20 protein-coding genes, 1 other RNA gene and 1 pseudogene are annotated in these 18027 nt (G+C 62.3%); 8 read left to right on the top strand and 14 right to left on the bottom strand.

The features are described 5' to 3' along the window. Positions 1 to 205 precede the first annotated feature (205 nt). Entirely contained in the window at positions 206 to 427 is a 222-nt protein-coding gene (gene rpmE, locus AC1RZR_RS07575) for a 50S ribosomal protein L31 (RefSeq protein WP_006327661.1), read from the top strand. Between the two features lie 85 nt (positions 428 to 512). Here the strand turns inward: rpmE and AC1RZR_RS07570 are convergent, their stop codons facing one another. Further along, complete coding sequence (locus tag AC1RZR_RS07570; RefSeq protein WP_477269130.1) at positions 513 to 1154, bottom strand: TetR/AcrR family transcriptional regulator; 642 nt, start codon at positions 1152 to 1154, stop codon at positions 513 to 515. Between the two features lie 105 nt (positions 1155 to 1259). On the opposite strand from AC1RZR_RS07570, the gene AC1RZR_RS07565 reads away from it, so the two are divergent. Together AC1RZR_RS07565 and AC1RZR_RS07560 are read left to right on the top strand one after the other, a co-directional pair. Further along, positions 1260 to 2093, top strand: a complete 834-nt coding sequence (locus AC1RZR_RS07565) for an NAD(P)H-binding protein (RefSeq protein ID WP_481828139.1) — start codon at positions 1260 to 1262, stop codon at positions 2091 to 2093. A gap of 1 nt (position 2094) precedes the next feature. Continuing rightward, complete coding sequence (locus AC1RZR_RS07560) at positions 2095 to 2574, top strand: anthrone oxygenase family protein (RefSeq protein ID WP_477269126.1); 480 nt, start codon at positions 2095 to 2097, stop codon at positions 2572 to 2574. A gap of 83 nt (positions 2575 to 2657) precedes the next feature. Here AC1RZR_RS07560 and AC1RZR_RS07555 read toward each other — a convergent pair whose 3' ends face one another. The 7 genes from AC1RZR_RS07555 to ssrS all read right to left on the bottom strand — a co-directional run bounded on the left by AC1RZR_RS07555 (position 2658) and on the right by ssrS (position 7143). After that, entirely contained in the window at positions 2658 to 2969 is a 312-nt protein-coding gene (locus tag AC1RZR_RS07555) for an Rdx family protein (protein ID WP_477269124.1), read from the bottom strand. A gap of 40 nt (positions 2970 to 3009) precedes the next feature. Beyond that, positions 3010 to 3759, bottom strand: a complete 750-nt coding sequence (locus AC1RZR_RS07550; RefSeq protein WP_184872386.1) for a YebC/PmpR family DNA-binding transcriptional regulator — start codon at positions 3757 to 3759, stop codon at positions 3010 to 3012. 220 nt (positions 3760 to 3979) lie between these two features. Beyond that, complete coding sequence (locus AC1RZR_RS07545; RefSeq protein WP_477269122.1) at positions 3980 to 4744, bottom strand: TerC family protein; 765 nt, start codon at positions 4742 to 4744, stop codon at positions 3980 to 3982. Positions 4745 to 4819: 75 nt separating this feature from the next. Beyond that, the gene (locus AC1RZR_RS07540; protein ID WP_379103923.1) at positions 4820 to 5644 is read right to left on the bottom strand and encodes a TIGR00282 family metallophosphoesterase; all 825 of its coding nucleotides are present in this window, start codon (positions 5642 to 5644) and stop codon (positions 4820 to 4822) included. Positions 5645 to 5774: 130 nt separating this feature from the next. Next, positions 5775 to 6212 (bottom strand): DUF3592 domain-containing protein, encoded by a 438-nt coding sequence (locus tag AC1RZR_RS07535; RefSeq protein ID WP_481828138.1) that lies wholly within the window; start codon positions 6210 to 6212, stop codon positions 5775 to 5777. A 92-nt stretch (positions 6213 to 6304) separates the two neighbouring features. Next, positions 6305 to 6889: a 5-formyltetrahydrofolate cyclo-ligase gene (locus AC1RZR_RS07530; protein WP_481828137.1), complete on the bottom strand. Its 585-nt coding sequence runs from the start codon at positions 6887 to 6889 to the stop codon at positions 6305 to 6307. A gap of 98 nt (positions 6890 to 6987) precedes the next feature. After that, positions 6988 to 7143, bottom strand: a non-coding RNA gene (gene ssrS, locus AC1RZR_RS07525) — 6S RNA. 150 nt (positions 7144 to 7293) lie between these two features. On the opposite strand from ssrS, the gene AC1RZR_RS07520 reads away from it, so the two are divergent. The 5 genes and pseudogenes from AC1RZR_RS07520 to msrB all read left to right on the top strand — a co-directional run bounded on the left by AC1RZR_RS07520 (position 7294) and on the right by msrB (position 11180). Further along, positions 7294 to 8133, top strand: a complete 840-nt coding sequence (locus AC1RZR_RS07520) for an AAA family ATPase (RefSeq protein ID WP_481828136.1) — start codon at positions 7294 to 7296, stop codon at positions 8131 to 8133. A gap of 78 nt (positions 8134 to 8211) precedes the next feature. Continuing rightward, entirely contained in the window at positions 8212 to 8658 is a 447-nt protein-coding gene (locus AC1RZR_RS07515; protein WP_481828135.1) for a GNAT family N-acetyltransferase, read from the top strand. Positions 8659 to 8665: 7 nt separating this feature from the next. After that, positions 8666 to 9856 (top strand): vWA domain-containing protein, encoded by a 1191-nt coding sequence (locus AC1RZR_RS07510; protein WP_481828134.1) that lies wholly within the window; start codon positions 8666 to 8668, stop codon positions 9854 to 9856. 22 nt (positions 9857 to 9878) lie between these two features. After that, positions 9879 to 10675, top strand: a pseudogene (locus tag AC1RZR_RS07505) (MBL fold metallo-hydrolase). A 100-nt stretch (positions 10676 to 10775) separates the two neighbouring features. Beyond that, positions 10776 to 11180, top strand: coding sequence for a peptide-methionine (R)-S-oxide reductase MsrB (gene msrB / locus AC1RZR_RS07500; RefSeq protein ID WP_477269107.1), 405 nt, complete (start codon positions 10776 to 10778; stop codon positions 11178 to 11180). Between the two features lie 101 nt (positions 11181 to 11281). Here msrB and AC1RZR_RS07495 read toward each other — a convergent pair whose 3' ends face one another. The 6 genes from AC1RZR_RS07495 to AC1RZR_RS07470 all read right to left on the bottom strand — a co-directional run bounded on the left by AC1RZR_RS07495 (position 11282) and on the right by AC1RZR_RS07470 (position 18017). Next, positions 11282 to 11593 carry a hypothetical protein gene (locus tag AC1RZR_RS07495; protein WP_481828133.1) on the bottom strand — a complete coding sequence of 104 codons (312 nt, stop codon included), beginning with the start codon at positions 11591 to 11593 and terminating at the stop codon, positions 11282 to 11284. Between the two features lie 7 nt (positions 11594 to 11600). Next, the gene (locus AC1RZR_RS07490) at positions 11601 to 12041 is read right to left on the bottom strand and encodes a hypothetical protein (RefSeq protein WP_481828132.1); all 441 of its coding nucleotides are present in this window, start codon (positions 12039 to 12041) and stop codon (positions 11601 to 11603) included. Between the two features lie 50 nt (positions 12042 to 12091). After that, complete coding sequence (locus AC1RZR_RS07485; RefSeq protein WP_352695314.1) at positions 12092 to 12352, bottom strand: DUF2312 domain-containing protein; 261 nt, start codon at positions 12350 to 12352, stop codon at positions 12092 to 12094. A 302-nt stretch (positions 12353 to 12654) separates the two neighbouring features. Further along, positions 12655 to 16113 carry a pyruvate carboxylase gene (pyc, locus tag AC1RZR_RS07480; protein WP_481828131.1) on the bottom strand — a complete coding sequence of 1153 codons (3459 nt, stop codon included), beginning with the start codon at positions 16111 to 16113 and terminating at the stop codon, positions 12655 to 12657. Between the two features lie 300 nt (positions 16114 to 16413). Next, entirely contained in the window at positions 16414 to 17532 is a 1119-nt protein-coding gene (locus AC1RZR_RS07475) for a branched-chain amino acid ABC transporter substrate-binding protein (protein WP_477269098.1), read from the bottom strand. A 137-nt stretch (positions 17533 to 17669) separates the two neighbouring features. After that, a complete protein-coding gene (locus AC1RZR_RS07470) occupies positions 17670 to 18017 on the bottom strand; it encodes a DUF6867 family protein (protein WP_379099815.1) in 348 nt (115 codons plus the stop codon). Positions 18018 to 18027 lie beyond the last annotated feature (10 nt).

The raw sequence follows: 18027 nt of genomic DNA, 5'->3' as shown, positions 1-18027 counted from the left end.
CCAGTGTTTCCTCTAGCGGCCTTCGGGCTATGCGCTTCAATATGCGCTTGCCGCGGCCTTGTGATTCAATTCCGGCTGATGTATAGGCTCGCCGACCGTTTTAGAAGCCGTGGCTCCTCAATAGCTGCGGCTTCGAGTTTTAAAAAGGGGCGCATCGACGCAGGCTTATGCCCGTCGGCAGCGCCGGCAAGCCAGGAACCGAACCATGAAGACCGACATTCATCCCGATTACCACACCATCAAGGTCGTCATGACCGATGGCACCGAATACATGACCCGTTCGACCTGGGGCAAGGAAGGCGATACGATGAACCTCGATATCGACCCGACCACCCACCCGGCCTGGACCGGCGGCCAGCAGACTCTGCTCGACCGCGGCGGCCGCCTGTCGAAGTTCAAGAAGCGTTTCGAAGGTTTCGGCCTCTAAGTCCGGCGACCTTTTCGCAGATCGGAAAACCCGCCCTTCGAGGCGGGTTTTTTGTCGGCTTCGCCGAAGATTCAGCCTGCGCTCCTTACTCCGCCAGCAATTCCCTGAGCGCCATGCGCTTGTAGGCGGCGACCAGCCTGTCGCCCTCCTGGCGCTCCACCGAGATCGCCAGCCGCACAGCGGCCTCGCCCATCTGCCAGACAAGGAACGCAGTGGTTTCCAGCGCAGTCGGATCGGCGGCCGGCCGTAGCCGCTTCAGCACCGCGGTGAGGAATTCGGCGTTGGCCCGGCTGTCGGCGAGTTCGAGCTGGCGCAGCGCCTTGTCGGCCTGCGTGCCTGACCAGATGTCGCGCATCACCGGCTCGGCCAGGAACAGCCCGTAGTAGATATCGACCAGCTCCGAAAACGCCTGGCCCAGGCCTTCGGCGTCGCCGACATCGGCGAGTGCCGCCGAGATGCAGGCCTGGCTTTCGGCGGTGTAGCGCTCGGCCAGCGCCCAGACGATCGCCCGCTTGTCCGGAAAGAACTGGTAGAGCGAGCCGATCGACACCCCTGCCCGTTCCGCCACCTCGCCCATGCGCATGGCGTCGCTGCCCTGCTCGGCGATCAGCGCCGAGGCGGCGGTGAGCATCCGCTCGACCCGCTCACGGCTGCGCTGCTGGCTCGGCGCCCGACGCGGCGAAGCAATCTGCTCCTGGGCCGAAACCGGCACGGCGGTGTCTTCCATGGCCAACTCCAAATGCCAATAAAATTGCTTGACTCGCAAAATACGAGGGTTTATCACGTTTTGCAAATGTGAGGATTACTCATGTTTGTAAAAGAGGAAAACGCCATGAACGACACGACAACGAAACCCATCCTGATCCTCGGCGGCACCGGCAAGACCGGCCGCCGCCTTGCCGAGCGGTTGACGGCGCATGGCCTGCCGGTACGGATCGGCTCGCGCTCGGGCACCCCGCGCTTCGACTGGCAGATCCCCGCGACCTGGGGCCTGGCATTGCAAGGCGTCAGCGCCGTCTACATCAGCTACTATCCCGATCTGGCCGTGCCGGGTGCGGCCGAGGCGGTCGGCGCCTTCGCCAGGCTAGCCGTAGAAAACGGTGTCCCCCGGCTGGTGCTGCTGTCCGGGCGTGGCGAGGCGGAAGCCCAACGTGCCGAAGAGATGCTGAAGGCCTCTGGCGCAGACTGGACGATCCTGCGCTGCGCCTGGTTCTCGCAGAACTTCAGCGAAGGCTTCCTTGTCGAGTCCTTGGCTGAGGGCGAAGTGGCTTTGCCGGTCGGCAATGTGGGCGAGCCATTCGTCGATGCCGATGACATCGCCGACGTCGCCTTCGCCGTGCTGACTGAGCCAGGGCATGTGGGCCAGCTCTATGAACTGACCGGGCCGCGACTGCTGAGCTTCGCCGACGCGGTCGCCGAGATTGGCAAGGCCGCCGGGCGCGACATCCGCTTTGTCAGGATTTCGCACGACGAATTCACCGCCGCCGTGACCGCGCACGACCTGCCGCCCGAATTCACCTGGCTGCTCAACGAGCTGTTCACCGAGGTGCTCGACGGCCGCAACGAGTCACTCACCGATGGCGTCCGGCGCGTGCTTGGCCGCCAGCCAAGAGACTTCTCCGCTTACGCAACCGCAACCGCCGCAACCGGCATCTGGAGCAACTGACATGATCACGAAACTTCTCCCCACCCTCGTGTTCCTCGCCGCGATCGGCTCGGGCGTCGTCGGCGGCGTGTTCTTCGCCTTTTCCAACTTCGTCATGCCGGCGCTCGCCCGACTGCCCATCCCAAGCGGCATCGCGGCGATGAATTCGATCAACATCACGGTGATCACCCCGACCTTCATGATGGCGCTTTTCGGTACCGGCCTGCTCTGTCTGGTGCTTATCGCCGCCGCCATCATGGGCTGGAGCCAGTCCGGCTCGTACTGGTTGCTTGCCGGCGCGGTGATCTACCTGATCGGCAACCCGATCGTGACCATGGTCTTCAACGTGCCGCTCAACGATGCGCTCGCCGCCGTCGACCCGGCCAGCAGCAACGGCGCCGCCGTGTGGGCGAACCATCTGAACCAATGGGTGATGTGGAACCACGTCCGCACCATCACCGCCATCGTGGCGATGGCCTGCTTCATTCTCTCATTGCTCTAAGCAACTCCAGGAAACGTGTGTAGCCGTCCGGATTGCGTCAAGACAAAGAGAGAAGCGTTTCTGCGAAAAGCAAGAGGCCCCGCTCAGGCGGAGTCTTTTGATGTATGGCCCTTGCGGTCGGAATGACCGAGATCGCGATCCGGATCGATGACATCGCGGACCAGCTGCTTCAGCTTTGCCGCGTCCGGAAAGCCGCCGTCGCGCTTGCGGTCCCAGACCAGCGTATCATTGCAGGAAATGGTGAAGATGCCGCCGGTGCCGGGCACCAGCGTCACTTCGCCGAGATCAGTGCCGAAGGTCGACAACAATTCCTGCGCCATCCAGCCTGCACGCAGCAGCCACTGGCACTGCGTGCAGTAGGTGATGCGGATGGCGGGCAGCGCTTTTTCGCTCATCTCGGACTGAGCTCCGCTCATGTCTCTGGCCGAGCCCTGCTCATGCCGCGCTGAGCTTGGCCATGGTCTCGTCGTCGACTTCGAAGTTGGCGTAGACGCTCTGGACGTCGTCGTCGTCCTCGAGTGTGGCGACCAGCTTCATCAGCGACTGTGCGCGATCCTCGTCGACTGGAACACTGTTCTGCGGCTTCCAGATCGGCTTCACCGATTCGGCTTCTCCGAGCGAGGCTTCCAGCGCCTTCGAAACTTCGCCGAGATTCTCGAAGGCGCAGTAGATCGTGTGACCTTCCTCGTCGGATTCCACATCGTCGGCGCCGGCTTCGATCGCCGCATCCATCACCTTGTCGGCGCTGCCGGCCGATGCCGGATAGTAGATCTCGCCGGCACGATCCCACATGAACGACACCGATCCGGTCTCGCCCATCGCCCCGCCAGCCTTGGTGAAGGCGGCGCGCACATTCGACGCCGAACGGTTGCGGTTGTCGGTCAGAGCCTCAACGATAACGGCGACGCCGCCCGGACCGTAGCCCTCATAGCGCACGGCTTCGTAGTTCTCGGCATCGCCCATCGACGCCTTGTTGATGGCGCGCTGGATGTTGTCCTTCGGCATCGACACCGCCTTGGCGTTCTGCACGGCAAGGCGCAGGCGCGGGTTCATCGATGGATCGGGCGTCCCGCTCTTGGCGGCAACGGTGATTTCGCGCGCCAGCTTGGAAAACATTTTCGACCGCACCGCATCCTGGCGGCCCTTGCGGTGCATGATGTTCTTGAACTGTGAATGGCCAGCCATGGCACCCCTGTCGTCTCTTGGGCTAGAGCAGCTTGCGGCCAGGTGGAATCACCTGGCGTTTTGCAAAATGCTCAAATTCAAAATTTCAGAACGCCCCTTGCGCGTCCGCATGGACGTACGGCGTTCTCTGTCGGAATGGCCGGCTTATAGATAAATCGGCTCAATTCGTCCAGCCGCGCCTTATAGGCAGCGCGGCGCTCGGGATCGCGGCTTTCCGAGGCTAGTGACCGCCGGACCCTGACTTCTTCCGTTTGCGGGCCAGCATGTTGAGACCTTCGACCATCGCCGAAAAACCCATGGCGGCATAGATATAGCCCTTGGGCACGTGATAGCCCATGCCGTCGGCGATCAGCGTCATGCCGATCATCAGCAGGAAGCCCAGCGCCAGCATGACGATGGTCGGGTTCTTGGCGATGAAATTGGCGAGCGGCGCCGCCGCCAGCATCATCACGCTCACCGCCACGATGACGGCGATATACATGATGGCGATCTCGTCGGTCATGCCGACAGCGGTGATGATCGAATCGATGGAGAAGACCAGGTCGAGCAACAGGATCTGGAAGATCGCGCCGGCGAGCGAAAGCTGTAGCGTCTCGCCCATCATCGTGTCCTGATGATCGTCGAGATCGACCGTGTGGTGGATTTCCTTGGTCGCCTTCCAGACCAGGAACAGACCGCCGGCGATCAGGATCAGGTCGCGCCAGGAAAAACCGTGGCCGAAGGCGGTGAACACCGGCGTCGTCAGCTGGACGATGATCGAAATGGTGGCCAGCAGCACCAGCCGCATGATCAGCGCCGCCGAGATGCCGAGGCGGCGGGCACGAGCCCTTTGCGATTCCGGCAGCTTGTTGGTCAGGATCGAGATGAAGATCAGATTGTCGATGCCGAGCACGATCTCCAGCACCACCAGCGTCAGCAGCGCGACCCAGGCGGTTGGATCGGACACGAAGTGAAAATGCGGCGCCAGGAATTCGATGAGCTGCATGGAGGTCGTCCCCTCTTGTAACGATCTGAAGCAGATGAAGCCGGCAGTTAGGTACTAAGCGCGTCTATATCAATGTCACAACCAGAAGGAGGGTGCGGTTTCCTCCAGCCGCGGGCCGCGACGAAACGGCGCGATCCGCTCGGTCAGCCCGGTGCGGTCGGAAATATCGACACCGACGCCACACAATGTCGCCGGCCCGGTCGCGGCCTCGAATCGCCCTTTCGGCACCTTCGACAGGAACCGGTTGAGCGGTTCCTCCTTGTCCATGCCGAGCGAGGAATCATAGTCACCGCACATGCCGGCATCGGAAATGTAGCCGGTACCGCCATTGAGGATCTGGTGATCGCCGGTCGGCTGGTGCGTGTGGGTGCCGACGACGAGACTGGCGCGGCCATCGACGAAATGCGCGAAGCACATCTTTTCCGAGGTTGCCTCGGCGTGGAAGTCGATGATCACCGCATCCGCCTGCTCGCCGAGCGGACAGGCAGCCAGCTCGCGTTCGCCGGCCTGGAACGGATCGTCGAGTTCGGGATGCATGAACACCCGGCCCATGATGTTGGCGACCAGAACCCGCGCGCCGCTCCTGGCGATGTAGACGCCGGAGCCGCGCCCGGGCGTGCCCTTGGGGAAATTGGAGGGGCGCAGAAAACGCTCTTCGCGCGGCGCAAAGGCCAGCGCATCGCGCTGGTCCCAGACATGGTTGCCGGTGGTGACGACATCGGCGCCGGCCGCGATCGTCTCGCGAAAGATCTCTTCGGTGATGCCGAAGCCGCCGGCGGCGTTCTCGCCGTTGACGATGACGAAATCGAGTTTGAAATCGGAGATCAGCCCCGGCAGTTGTTCCCACACCGCCGTGCGTCCCGTTTTTCCGACCATGTCGCCGAGGAAGAGAAGTCTCATATCCACTTCTATCCAGAGCCATGGATGCAAGGCAAGCGGTACCGCGATTGGTCCTGACGCCGACCGGAAGTGACCCGCTGCCGGTGGAGCGGCGTTGTGCACGCGCCCGCAGCGCGAACGGGCGATTGCATCATGGGCGACGTGGACGCGCGTGCCATCCGCGTAGCCAGAAGAACCATACGTAGAAGGCCGTGAAGCCGCCGGTACCGACAATGATCAACAGGGCGACGAGCCAGCCCTTCATTGCGGCGGTATCGAGGTTCGATGGATCGGCGGGGTCGTAGTACAATTCCACCTTGTCGCCTATGGACGCCGCATAAAGACCGATGATTTTGCCCTTTCCGGACCAGGTCATCGGCGCGTCGTCAACCACATAGGTGACGGCGACTTTGATGCCATCTATCGTTAGGCCGTTCTTTCTCGTTTCAGTGTAGGGATCGACATCCGTCACGGTGGCGACCGTCTGATGCCAGGCAGCCTGATGATACAGGCCGGTCCCGACGATGTGCAATCCCATTGCAAACAGCGCTGCCGTGATCAGGGCGAAAGGCATCAGGATGAAACGCATTAAAGACACAGTCTTTGCCGCCATCAAGTCGGATTGTACTACTGAAATACTATCCGATCTTCCCAGAAACGCGATAGGCAGATCATAATATTTTAAGGGATATCGAACCGGCGCAATCCGCTCTCGGTGAGTATTTCCGCAATGACAACGTCATGGTTTTCGTCCGGCACCTGTGCCACCTCCTGGCAGTCGAAGGCGATGCCGATCAGCCGTGGCGGCAGCCCCTTGTCGATCAGCTTGGCGATGGCGCGGTCGTAATAGCCGGCGCCATAGCCGATACGGTGACCGCGCGCGTCGAAGGCGGCAAGCGGCACCAGCATCACCGAAGGGTCGAGCACCTCGGCTTCTTCATGCGGGCCGACAGTGCCGAAGCCCATCTCGACCATCGGCGCGCCGCGCACCAGTTCGCGAAAGACGATGGTGGTCTTGTCGAGAATGGCCGGCAGGCAGAGCCTTGCCCCTTGCTCGCGCAAGGCAAACATCAGCGGCCGCACGTCGACCTCCGAGCGCATCGGCCAGAAACCGGAGACGATCTGCCCCGGTTCAACCGCGAGGTGATCGCGCGCCGTCTCGGCCATTTCGAGCGCCGCCTCCACCCGCCAGAACGCATCCAGCGCATCGCGGCGGCCGAGTGCTTCCTTGCGGAGGTGTTTTTTCAGTTCTTTTGGAGAGGTCATGGAGCCAGGGTAGAAAAGGTCGGATTTGAACGGAGGGGCAGGAACGACGTTTTCTACCGCATGATCCACCGAAATGTCAGTGGATGCTTGGCCTTGAGCGACGATCCACACAACCGGTGGAGAGAGCGATCCCGGGAACCTACAAAGTAGGTGGGCGCCGTATGAGAAAACCCACGGGTCTTCCCAGGGACAGCTCCCTAAGGATCGTTAAGGCCCCGGGGAAAATGTTCTCCTGCCGGGAAGCACAGACCGTCTCGCTCAATATAGGCTGCTGGTAGACCAAGCGCCAGTGAGACGGGCATTCTTTCCGTGTCGGGTTGACGGCCTCGCCGCCGCCAACAAGCCACCCTTGCACAGGCAGGGCGGCGTCCTTACGGTCGTCATGACCAAACCAGGGAGCAAAAATGCGTTTCGAAGGCACGGCGGCCTATGTCGCCGACAAGGATCTGATGGTGGCGGTCAACGCGGCGATCGCGCTCGAGCGGCCCTTACTGGTCAAGGGCGAGCCCGGCACCGGCAAGACGGAGCTCGCCAGGCAGGTGGCCGCCGCACTCGGCCTCGACCTCATCGAATGGCACGTCAAGTCGACGACAAGGGCGCAGCAGGGCCTTTACGAATACGACGCCGTCTCGCGGCTGCGCGACAGCCAGCTTGGCGACGCACGTTTCAACGACATCAGGAACTACATCAAGCGCGGCAAATTGTGGGAGGCTTTCGCGGCCGGCAGGAAGGTCGTGCTTCTGATTGATGAGATCGACAAGGCCGACATCGAGTTCCCCAACGATCTGCTGCAGGAACTCGATCGGATGGAGTTCTTCGTCTACGAGACCGGCGAGACCATCCGCGCCGCGGTCAGGCCGATCGTCATCATCACCTCCAACAACGAGAAGGAACTGCCGGACGCCTTTCTGCGCCGCTGCTTCTTCCACTACATCCGTTTCCCCGACGTCGAGACGCTGCACAGAATTGTCGACGTGCACTATCCCGGCATCAAGCAGAATCTGGTGCGGGCGGCGCTGACCCAGTTCTACGAGATCCGCGAGGTGCCGGGGCTGAAAAAGAAACCGTCAACCTCAGAGGCGCTCGACTGGATAAGGCTTCTGGTCGCCGACGACATCGCCCCGGAAGACCTGCGCGCCGACCCGAAGAACGCCCTGCCCAAGCTGCATGGCGCATTGCTGAAGAACGAGCAGGACGTGCATCTGTTCGAGCGGCTGGCCTTCATGGCGAGGCGGCAGGGTTAGCGCTTTCCCCGGCTGTGGACCGTTGCCGCCAGCCGAACAGGCAGGCAGCTTCGGCCAAAACCCTTCGGAGGAGACAAAATGACCGAGATCACCGTCCGCCCGCTGGCGCAGTCCGACCATGCCGACTGGCAGCGGCTGTGGACCGCTTATCTCACCTTCTATGAGACCAGGCTGCCGGAGGAGGTCTACGCCGTCACCTGGAAGCGGCTGTTTACGGCGGGTGAGTTCGAGCCGAAGGGCTTCATCGCCACCCTCGACGGCAAGGCTGTCGGCCTCACCCACTACCTCTATCACCGCTCCTGCTGGGCGGAGCAGAACAACTGCTACCTGCAGGACCTGTTCGCCGACCCGGAGGTGCGCGGCAAAGGCATCGGTGCGGCGCTGATCGAGGCGGTGAAACACGAAGCGGCAGGGATCGGCGTCAAGAACGTCTACTGGATGACGCACGAGACCAATGCCACGGCACGAAAGCTCTACGACCATGTGGCGCGTCGGACCGGCTTCATCGAGTATGATCTGCTGTAGATAGACAATGTTCATCCCATTCTTCCTCGAACTGAAGGCAGCGCGTGTTCCCGTTTCGCTACGGGAATATCTGTCGCTGCTGGAGGGGCTGGAAGCCGGGCTGGTCGACTACGACGTCGAGGGTTTCTACTATCTCGCCCGCACCGCACTGGTGAAGGACGAACGCCACATCGACCGCTTCGACCAGGTGTTTGCCCATGTCTTCAAGGGTGTTGAGGCGCTGGGCGGGACGGATGCCGTGGACGTCGCGAACCTCCCGGAAGAATGGCTGCGCCGGCTCGCCGAGAAGCACCTGACCGACGAGGAGAAAAAACTGGTCGAGGCACTCGGCGGTTTTGAAAAGCTGATGGAGACCTTGAAACAGCGGCTCGAGGAGCAGAAAGGCCGACACCAGGGCGGCTCGAAATGGATAGGCACCGGTGGCACCTCGCCCTTCGGCGCCTATGGCTACAATCCCGAAGGCGTGCGCATCGGCCAGCACGAAAGCCGAAACCGCCGCGCCGTAAAAGTCTGGGATAAGCGCGAGTTCAGGAATTTCGACGATGCCGTCGAACTCGGCACGCGCAACATCAAGATCGCGCTCAAGCGCCTGCGCCGCTGGGTGCGCGAAGGCGCCGAGGAGGAATTCGACCTGCCCGGCACCATCCACGCCACCGCCGAGCATGGCTATCTCGACGTGCAAACGCGGCCGGAACGCCGCAATGCCGTGAAGCTCTTGATGTTCTTCGATGTCGGCGGCTCGATGGACGATCACATCAAAGGTGTCGAGGAATTGTTCTCGGCCGCCCGCGCGGAATTCCGCCAGCTCGAATATTTTTATTTCCACAACTGCCTCTACGAGGGCGTGTGGAAGGACAATCGCCGCCGTCACGCCGAGACGATCCCGACCTTCGACCTGCTCCACAAATATGGGCCGGACTACAAGGTGATCGTCGTCGGCGACGCCTCGATGAGCCCCTACGAGATTGCCCACCCTGGTGGCTCCGTCGAACACTGGAATCCTGAAGCAGGCAGCGTCTGGCTCGGCCGCCTGCTGCAGCAGTGGCCCAACGCGGTATGGCTGAACCCCGAGGACCAGAAGAACTGGGGTTATACCCATTCGATTGCCATGATCCGCGACATCTTCGGTGGCCGCATGTTCCCGCTGACGCTCGCCGGGCTCGAAGGCGCGACGAAGCAGCTTTCAAGGAAGCATTGAATAGCCACCGACGGGAAACCCGATGACCTGCTTTCTCTGCCTGCAATGCGGCGTCCAGTTCGCGGCAACACAGGAACCACCGGACCACTGCCCGATCTGCGAGGACGAGCGGCAATTTGTACGCTGGGAAGGCCAGGCCTGGATCACGTCGCAGGAGCTCGCTGACGGACACCGGGTCATGGTCAGGGACGACGCCGGTGTTCTCGCTTTCGGCATCGAGCCGCGCTTCGCCATCGGCCAGCGCGCACTGCTGGCGCAGACGCCGCACGGCAATGTGCTGTGGGACTGCATCTCGATGGTCAGCGACGAGGCAGTGGCCGAAATCAACCGTCGCGGCGGCCTGACAGCGATCGCCATCTCGCACTGCCACTTCTACTCGGCGATGGTCGAATGGAGCGAGGCGTTTGGCGGCGTGCCGATCTATCTCCATGCCGACGACCGACAATGGATCCTACGACCGCACAAGGCGATCATCAGTTGGGAGGGCGAGACGCTCTCCATGAACCGTCACTGACGCTCATCCGCTGCGGTGGCCATTTTGCCGGCAGCCAGGTGCTGCACTGGAAACGCGATGGCGGCAACGCCATCCTGACCGGCGATACTGTGCAGGTGACGCCGACGCGTCGCCATGTCAGCTTCATGTACAGCTACCCGAACCAGATTCCGCTCAACGCGGCCGCCGTACGCCGCATTGCGACGGCACTCGAGCCGTTCCGGTTCGACCATATCCACGGCGCATGGTGGAACCAGAATGTCATTGGCGATGCAAAGGCGGCATTCGACACATCGGTCGCCCGCTATCTCAGGGCCATCGCATGAAGGCACGACCGAAAATGCGGGCAAACCCTGTAACAAATGCCTATTTGCTGCGAATATGACGTTGCAATCAACAACGAGCCGGCAAGGCTGAGGAGACCAAATGGATACCCACACCTACCCCATCACCCGCACCGACGCCGAATGGCGCGCCCGGCTGACGCCGGAGCAATACGCCGTCATGCGCGGCCACGGCACCGAGCGGCCGGGAAGCTGCGCCCTGCTCTATGAGAAGCGCGCCGGCACCTTTTCCTGCGTCGGCTGCGACCAGCCTCTGTTCGAATCCAAGCTGAAGTTCGAGAGCGGCACCGGCTGGCCGAGCTTCAACGACCCGGTGCCCGGATCGGTTGAGAACACCGTGGACCGCAGCTACGGCATGGTCCGCACCGAATGTCATTGCGCCCGCTGCGGCAGTCATCTCGGCCATGTCTTCGAGGACGGTCCGCCGCCGACCGGCCTTCGCTATTGCATCAACGGCGTGGCGCTGAAATTCGAGCCGGCAATTTGAGCCCAACACGATCGCTGGGTAGACGGAAAGGGCGGCTGCGGCTGCCCTTTTTCATGCGCAGCAGGAGCCCGGCGAACGCGACAGGCGCCATGTCCGCGCTGTCAGACCACAACCACCAGGATCAGCCACAATGTGGCGCCAAGCGTCATCAATGAGGCCTTGGCGCCCTTGTCCTTTTCCGTGGTTCGCCATACCGCAAACGTCAGAAAGATGTTGTAGGGCACCGGCGCGAAATGCGCCGCCAGAGCCAGCGCGAGCGGCAGCTTCAGTGCGAGCAGGATGATCGCGACCACCGAAAATGCGACGTTGATCGCGGTGCCGACAAGGACGAGGTCGCGCCAGAACAGCCGATCGAGTGGCATCTGGCCTTGCCAGCGTGAGCGGAAGAAGGATCGGATGCCTTCTGGCAACACCGGCGAACTATCCCTGTCCCAGGACTTCGGTCACCGCGCGTTCGATGCGCGAGGCCTCCGTCACCAGCCAGTCGGCCATGGCCGGCCAGTTGTCTTCGGCATAGCAGTTAACCCGCCACATCGAATTGATGCCAAGGCCCTCGCAACTCTGTTCGGGCTTAAGCTTCAGCCTGTCTTCGATCGCCGGCTGGAACGGCTTCAACCGCGACCAGGCTTGCGTGGCGCCAAACTTCTCGTTGCGGCCGAAGAAGACGCCGACATGGTTCTGCGCCGGCGCGACATACATGGAAAGGACCAAGGCGAAATCGGGCATTCCGCGCTGCCAGAACCAGGGTCCGCGCCTCGCCATCAGAGTCCTTTCTTCCGGATGCCGTTCGGCGAACAGCGCCCAGAAGCCGCGCTGGCGGAATTCAGAGGCGCGGCGGGCGCCGAAGTCGAATTCGCTCATGGTTCGAACTGTATCTCCGGCAACCGCGTTGGGCGCCGGGCCGGTTAGTCTTACACCATGCCGAGCGCGGCCTTGTACAGGTCGAGGATGGTTTCCTCCTCCTGCCGCTCAGCCTGATCCTTCTTGCGCAGCCGGATGATCGTGCGCATCGCCTTGGTGTCGAAGCCGGTGCCCTTGGCCTCGGCGAACACTTCCTTGATGTCGTCGGCGATGGTCTTCTTCTCCTCCTCGAGCCGCTCTATGCGCTCGATGAAGGCACGCAGCTGGCCGGCGGCAACAGTCTGGCTGGTCTCGGTGATATCGTCGGCCATGTTTTCTCCACATCGTTCCTGCGCCGCGACTCGGGGGACTACGGCGGCAAATTTGAGCCGGTTCGATGCCCGACCGACGGCGGCGGGTCAAGCGGTTATCGATGCGGCCTGTCGAGACGTTGGACAGGACGTGACAATCCGGCCTCAATCCGGATCCGAGACCTTTTCAGAATTCGCTCCGGTAAGCCGGATGGCATGGTTTCGAGAGCCGGCGCGCAGCAGACATTCCGGTCCATGAGCACCGGAAGCGCAGAAACCCGCATCAGGTGACCGCCGGAGTAGAATTCTCAAAAGGTAAGGTCTCAATTGAAGGCGATCAGCAGATCCTTGGCATCGATCTGATCGCCGGCCTTGACCAGCACCTCGGCGACCGTGCCGTCGCGCTCGGCATGCAGCGCCGTTTCCATCTTCATCGCCTCGATGGAAAGCAGCACGTCGCCGGCCTTCACAGCCTGGCCGGCGGCAACCGAAAGCGCCGAGACGACGCCCGGCATCGGCGCGCCGACATGCGCCTCGTTGCCCGGCTCGGCCTTGCGGCGGGCCTTGGCGGCGGAAGCACCATGTGCCCTGTCGGGCACCTTGACGCGGCGCGGCTGGCCGTTGAGTTCGAAGAACACGGTGACCATGCCCTTCTCGTCGACATCGCCGATCGCCAGGCAGCGCACCACCAGCGTCTTGCCCTTCTCGATGTCGACGAAGATTTCGCCCTCCGGCTTCATGCCGTAGAAATAGGTCGGCGTCGGCAGGACGCTGACCGGTCCGTAGGTCTCCTGCGCGCCGGCGAAGTCGGAAAACACCTTCGGATACATCAGCCACGAGGCGAATTCGAACTCCGAGAGCTTGCGCTCGAGCTTCTCCTCGATTTCCTTGCGGCTGGCCGTGAGATCGGCCGGCTTGAGCAGCGAACCAGGCCGCACCGTGATCGGCTTGTCGCCCTTCAGCGCCTTCTTCTGCAGCGCCGCCGGCCAACCGCCGGGCGACTGGCCGAGATCGCCGCGCAGCATCGAGACGACCGAGTCCGGAAAGGCGATGTCCCTGGCCGGATTTTCGACATCGGCGACCGTCAGGTCCTGGCTGACCATCATCAATGCCATGTCGCCGACGACCTTGGACGACGGCGTTACCTTGACGATGTCGCCGAACATGAGATTGACGTCGTGATAGGTCTGCGCCACCTCGTGCCAGCGTGTCTCGAGCCCAAGTGAGCGCGCCTGTTCCTTGAGATTGGTGAACTGTCCGCCCGGCATTTCGTGCAGATAGACTTCCGAGGCCGGTCCCTTGAGGTCGCTTTCGAAGGCGGCGTACTGGTTGCGCACCGCTTCCCAGTAGAAGGAGATCTTGCGGATCCATTGTGGGTCGAGGCCCGGGTCGCGCTCGGTGCCTTTCAGCGCCTCGACGATCGAGCCCAGGCAAGGCTGCGATGTGTTGCCGGAAAAGGCATCCATCGCCGCGTCGATGGCATCGACACCGCTCTCCACCGCCGCCAGCACCGTCGCCGCCGACAGGCCTGACGTGTCGTGGGTGTGAAAATGGATCGGCAGATCGGTCGCCTCGCGCAGCGCCTTGAACAGAACGCGTGCGGCGGAAGGCTTCAACAGGCCCGCCATGTCCTTGACCGCGATGATGTGGGCGCCGGCCGCCTGCAATTCGCCGGCGAGGCCGACATAATATTTGAGATCGTATTTGGCTCGCGCCGGGTCGAGTATGTCGCCGGTGTAGCACATCGCCGCTTCGATCAGCTTGCCCTCGGTGCCGACCGCGTCCATGGCGACGCGCATGTTCTCGACCCAGTTCAGGCAGTCGAACACACGGAACAGGTCGACGCCGCCGCTTGCCGACTGCTTGACGAAATGCTGCACGACATTGTCGGGATAGTTGGTATAGCCGACGCCGTTGGCACCGCGCAGCAGCATCTGCAGCAACAGATTGGGCGCTGCCTCGCGCACCAGCGACAGCCGCTCCCATGGATCCTCGGTGAGGAAGCGCATGGCAACGTCGAAAGTGGCGCCACCCCAGCATTCGAGCGACAGAAGCTGCGGCAGGGCGCGCGCATAGGTGCCGGCGATGCCGGCAATGTCATGCGTGCGCACACGCGTCGCCAGCAGCGACTGATGGCCGTCGCGCATCGTCGTATCGGTGACCAGAACTTCCTTCTGCTCGCGCATCCAGGCGGCGAATTTCTCCGGTCCGAGCACGTCCAGCTTCTGCTTGCTGCCGCCCGGCACGTTGCCGTTGAGGTAGGGCACGACGGGGGCGGCCGCGTCGGCCTTCGGCTCCGGCCGCCCCCGCGTCTCGGGATGGCCGTTGACCGACACGTCGGCAAGATAGTTGATGAGTTTGGTGGCGCGGTCCTGCCGCTTCACCTGCTGGAACAGTTCCGGCGTCGTGTCGATGAACTTGGTCGTATAGGAATTGTCGGCAAAGCTTGGGTGATTGATGATCGCTTCGAGGAAGGTCAAATTGGTGGCGACGCCGCGGATACGGAACTCGCGCAATGCCCGGTTCATGCGGGCAATGGTCTCGGCTGGCGTCGGTGCCCATGCCGTCACCTTCTCAAGCAGCGGATCGTAGAAGCGGGTGATGACCGCGCCGGAATAGGCGGTGCCGCCGTCGAGGCGGATGCCGAAGCCGGTGGCTCCGCGATAAGCGGTGATGCGGCCGTAGTCCGGGATGAAATTGTGCTCGGGATCTTCGGTGGTGATGCGGCACTGCAGTGCATGGCCGTTCAGCCGGATGTCTTGCTGCGCCGGCACGCCCGATTCCGGCGTGCCGATGGCAAAGCCGTCGAGGATGTGGATCTGTGCCTTAACGATGTCGATGCCGGTCACCTGCTCGGTGACGGTGTGCTCGACCTGGATGCGCGGATTGACCTCGATGAAATAGAACTTGGCCGTATCGGCATCCTGCAGGAACTCGACCGTGCCAGCACCGATATAGCTGGTCTCGCGCGCGATCTTCAGCGCGTAGCCGCAAAGCTCCTCGCGCTGTGACATTTGGAGATATGGCGCGGGCGCACGCTCGACGACCTTCTGGTTGCGGCGCTGGATCGAGCAGTCGCGCTCGAACAGATGCACCGCATTGCCATGCGTGTCGCCCAGTACCTGCACCTCGACGTGGCGGGCGCGCTCGATCAGTTTTTCGAGATAGACCTCGTCCTTGCCGAAGGCGGCTTTCGCCTCGCGCTTGCCTTCCATGACCTCGCGGGCAAGATCGGCCTCGGAGCGGATGGCGCGCATGCCGCGCCCGCCGCCGCCCCACGATGCCTTCAGCATCACCGGATAGCCGATCTCCTTGGCCAGCTTCTTGACCGCGCCCATGTCGTCCGGCAGCGGATCGGTGGCCGGGATCACCGGCACGCCGACCTCGATCGCCAGATTGCGCGCGGCAACCTTGTTGCCGAGCCGGCGCATCGTGTCCGGCTTCGGCCCGATGAAGGTGATGCCGGCGACGGCACAGGCTTCGGCGAATTCGGGGCTTTCCGACAAAAGCCCGTAACCGGGATGGATGGCATCGGCGCCGGAAAGCCTGGCGACGCGGATCACCTCCTCGATCGACAGGTAGCTTTCGATCGGACCCATGTCGCGGGTCAGGTGCGGCCCGCGCCCGACCTGGTAGCTCTCGTCGGCCTTGAAGCGGTGCAACGAATACTTGTCCTCCTCGGCCCAGATCGCCACGGTTTTGAGACCGAGTTCGTTGGCCGCGCGAAAAACGCGAATGGCGATTTCGGATCGGTTGGCGACGAGGATCTTCGTGATGGCCAAGGACGAACTCCGGACAGTGTCGGGGAGGGAAACAGACGCCATGATTAGCGCGAAAATGCTGCAGCGCAAACAAAATTGACGCTGGATTAAACCGATTGAAATGGAATCTTTGCGCCAAACCTGGTCGCATTCGGTCGAACGCGCAAGAAAGCGCCGAAGCTGCCGTTCAAGGCACGTTCCTTTTCTGGCCAAAGGCCGGGCTGTAGCGGCTTTCCGGACTCATCGGAAAGGGGAGCGCGCCCAAAAGAAAAATGCCCGGCGCGAGGCGCCGGGCATCCGTAAGTCTAGAGGCCGACAGGCTTACATCTTCTGGATGTAGGTGTACTTGCCGTCGTCGCCCTTCTTCCACTCGTACATGACGTAGCCGGGCAGCGTCGGATCGCCCTTGGCGTCATAGGACAGGTCGCCGAGCACGGTCTTGAACGGGCCGTTTTCATGCAGTGCCTTGGCAACTGCCTGCGGGTCGTTCGACTTGGCGGCCGTCGCTGCTTCCGTAAGCGCCTGCACGGCAGCGTAAGCGTAGAGCGTGTAGGCTTCCGGCTCGAAGCCCTGCGCACGGAACTTCTCGACGAGTTCCTTGTTCGCGGGGATCAGGCGCGGATCCGGGCCGAACGTGTTGAGCGTGCCCGCGACCGCGTCGCCTGCGATCGAAGCCAGTTCGTTCGACACGATGCCGTCACCGGAGACCAGCGTCGCCTTGAGGCCCTGGTCAGCCGCCTGGCGGATGATCAGGCCGGCTTCGGTGTGAAGGCCGCCCCAATAGATGATGGAGACGCCGGCTTCCTTCATCTTGGCGATCAGAGCCGAGAAGTCCTTGTCGCCGACGTTGATGCCTTCATACATGACTTCCGTCAGGCCCTTGGCGTTCATTGCCTTCTTGGTTTCGTCGGCAAGGCCCTGGCCGTAGGTGGTCTTGTCGTGCACGACGGCGATCTTGGCGTCCTTGAAGTTCGCGGCGAGATAAGCGCCGGCAATGCTACCCTGCTGGTCGTCGCGTCCGCAGGTGCGGAACACGTTCCACAGGCCACGCTCGGTGAACTGCGGGTTGGTGGCCGCCGGGGTGATCTCGACGATGCCGTTTTCCGCATAGACTTCCGATGCCGGGATCGACACGCCCGAGTTGAAGTGGCCGACCACGAACTTGACGCCGTCGCCGACGAACTTGTTGGCGACCGAGATGCCCTGCTTCGGATCGGAGACGTCGTCACCAACCTCGAGCTTGATCTGCTCGCCGTTGATGCCGCCCTTGGCATTGATGTCGGCGACAGCCGCTTCCGCACCCTTCTGAAGCTGTGCGCCGAAGGCTGCGTTCGGACCAGTGATCGGACCGGCAACGCCGATCAGTACATCAGCCCACGCGTTGCCGCCGAACGCGACCAGCGCGGTCAGGGCGACGGCGGACAAAAGTGACTTTTTCATTTAAACGCTCCCATTTACGGAGTGGGCGTGGATGAAGCTTTCATGCGATGCCCACCCTTATCGCAGAAAGCATAGTTTGCCGATTTTCAGGCACTTGTCACGCCGATTCATCCCCGAAGCGGCGTTAATGGTGAGCGTCAACCTTTCGGTTTCCAGCTCAAGATTGAAGCTCTTTCATAGAGCCAATTATACTGCGTCACCATCTGGTTGGTGCGCGTGTATTGATAGCCGACGAAGCCGAGGATCATCAGCACGATGGTGTCGACGACGTAGTAGTGCAGCGAGAACATCGTGCCGCCAAACAGCGCGTGATGGATGAAGCGGATGCCGATGCCGAGGCCCAGCATATAGGCGAACAGCTGGATGAAGCTGCGCCATGTCTGGGCGCTGGCCTTGCCCGTCATCCAGGCCGCCCAACCGCCGAGCAGACAGGTGACGAAGAAGAACTGCCAGATCGACGGCTCCTCGTAGAGAATACCCTGCATGGTGAAGTCT

It is taken from the genome of Mesorhizobium bavaricum, assembly GCF_056781655.1.
This window is presented reverse-complemented; position numbering and strand designations above follow the sequence as displayed.

Bases quoted from the DNA above. Each gene is read 5' to 3' on its own strand.
- rpmE (WP_006327661.1), top strand. From the start codon at position 206: ATGAAGACCGACATTCATCCCGATTACCACACCATCAAGGTCGTCATG.
- AC1RZR_RS07570 (WP_477269130.1), bottom strand. From the start codon at position 1,154: ATGGAAGACACCGCCGTGCCGGTTTCGGCCCAGGAGCAGATTGCTTCG.
- AC1RZR_RS07565 (WP_481828139.1), top strand. From the start codon at position 1,260: ATGAACGACACGACAACGAAACCCATCCTGATCCTCGGCGGCACCGGC.
- AC1RZR_RS07560 (WP_477269126.1), top strand. From the start codon at position 2,095: ATGATCACGAAACTTCTCCCCACCCTCGTGTTCCTCGCCGCGATCGGC.
- AC1RZR_RS07555 (WP_477269124.1), bottom strand. From the start codon at position 2,969: ATGAGCGAAAAAGCGCTGCCCGCCATCCGCATCACCTACTGCACGCAG.
- AC1RZR_RS07550 (WP_184872386.1), bottom strand. From the start codon at position 3,759: ATGGCTGGCCATTCACAGTTCAAGAACATCATGCACCGCAAGGGCCGC.
- AC1RZR_RS07545 (WP_477269122.1), bottom strand. From the start codon at position 4,744: ATGCAGCTCATCGAATTCCTGGCGCCGCATTTTCACTTCGTGTCCGAT.
- AC1RZR_RS07540 (WP_379103923.1), bottom strand. From the start codon at position 5,644: ATGAGACTTCTCTTCCTCGGCGACATGGTCGGAAAAACGGGACGCACG.
- AC1RZR_RS07535 (WP_481828138.1), bottom strand. From the start codon at position 6,212: ATGCGTTTCATCCTGATGCCTTTCGCCCTGATCACGGCAGCGCTGTTT.
- AC1RZR_RS07530 (WP_481828137.1), bottom strand. From the start codon at position 6,889: ATGACCTCTCCAAAAGAACTGAAAAAACACCTCCGCAAGGAAGCACTC.
- AC1RZR_RS07520 (WP_481828136.1), top strand. From the start codon at position 7,294: ATGCGTTTCGAAGGCACGGCGGCCTATGTCGCCGACAAGGATCTGATG.
- AC1RZR_RS07515 (WP_481828135.1), top strand. From the start codon at position 8,212: ATGACCGAGATCACCGTCCGCCCGCTGGCGCAGTCCGACCATGCCGAC.
- AC1RZR_RS07510 (WP_481828134.1), top strand. From the start codon at position 8,666: ATGTTCATCCCATTCTTCCTCGAACTGAAGGCAGCGCGTGTTCCCGTT.
- msrB (WP_477269107.1), top strand. From the start codon at position 10,776: ATGGATACCCACACCTACCCCATCACCCGCACCGACGCCGAATGGCGC.
- AC1RZR_RS07490 (WP_481828132.1), bottom strand. From the start codon at position 12,041: ATGAGCGAATTCGACTTCGGCGCCCGCCGCGCCTCTGAATTCCGCCAG.
- AC1RZR_RS07485 (WP_352695314.1), bottom strand. From the start codon at position 12,352: ATGGCCGACGATATCACCGAGACCAGCCAGACTGTTGCCGCCGGCCAG.
- AC1RZR_RS07475 (WP_477269098.1), bottom strand. From the start codon at position 17,532: ATGAAAAAGTCACTTTTGTCCGCCGTCGCCCTGACCGCGCTGGTCGCG.
- AC1RZR_RS07470 (WP_379099815.1), bottom strand. From the start codon at position 18,017: ATGCAGGGTATTCTCTACGAGGAGCCGTCGATCTGGCAGTTCTTCTTC.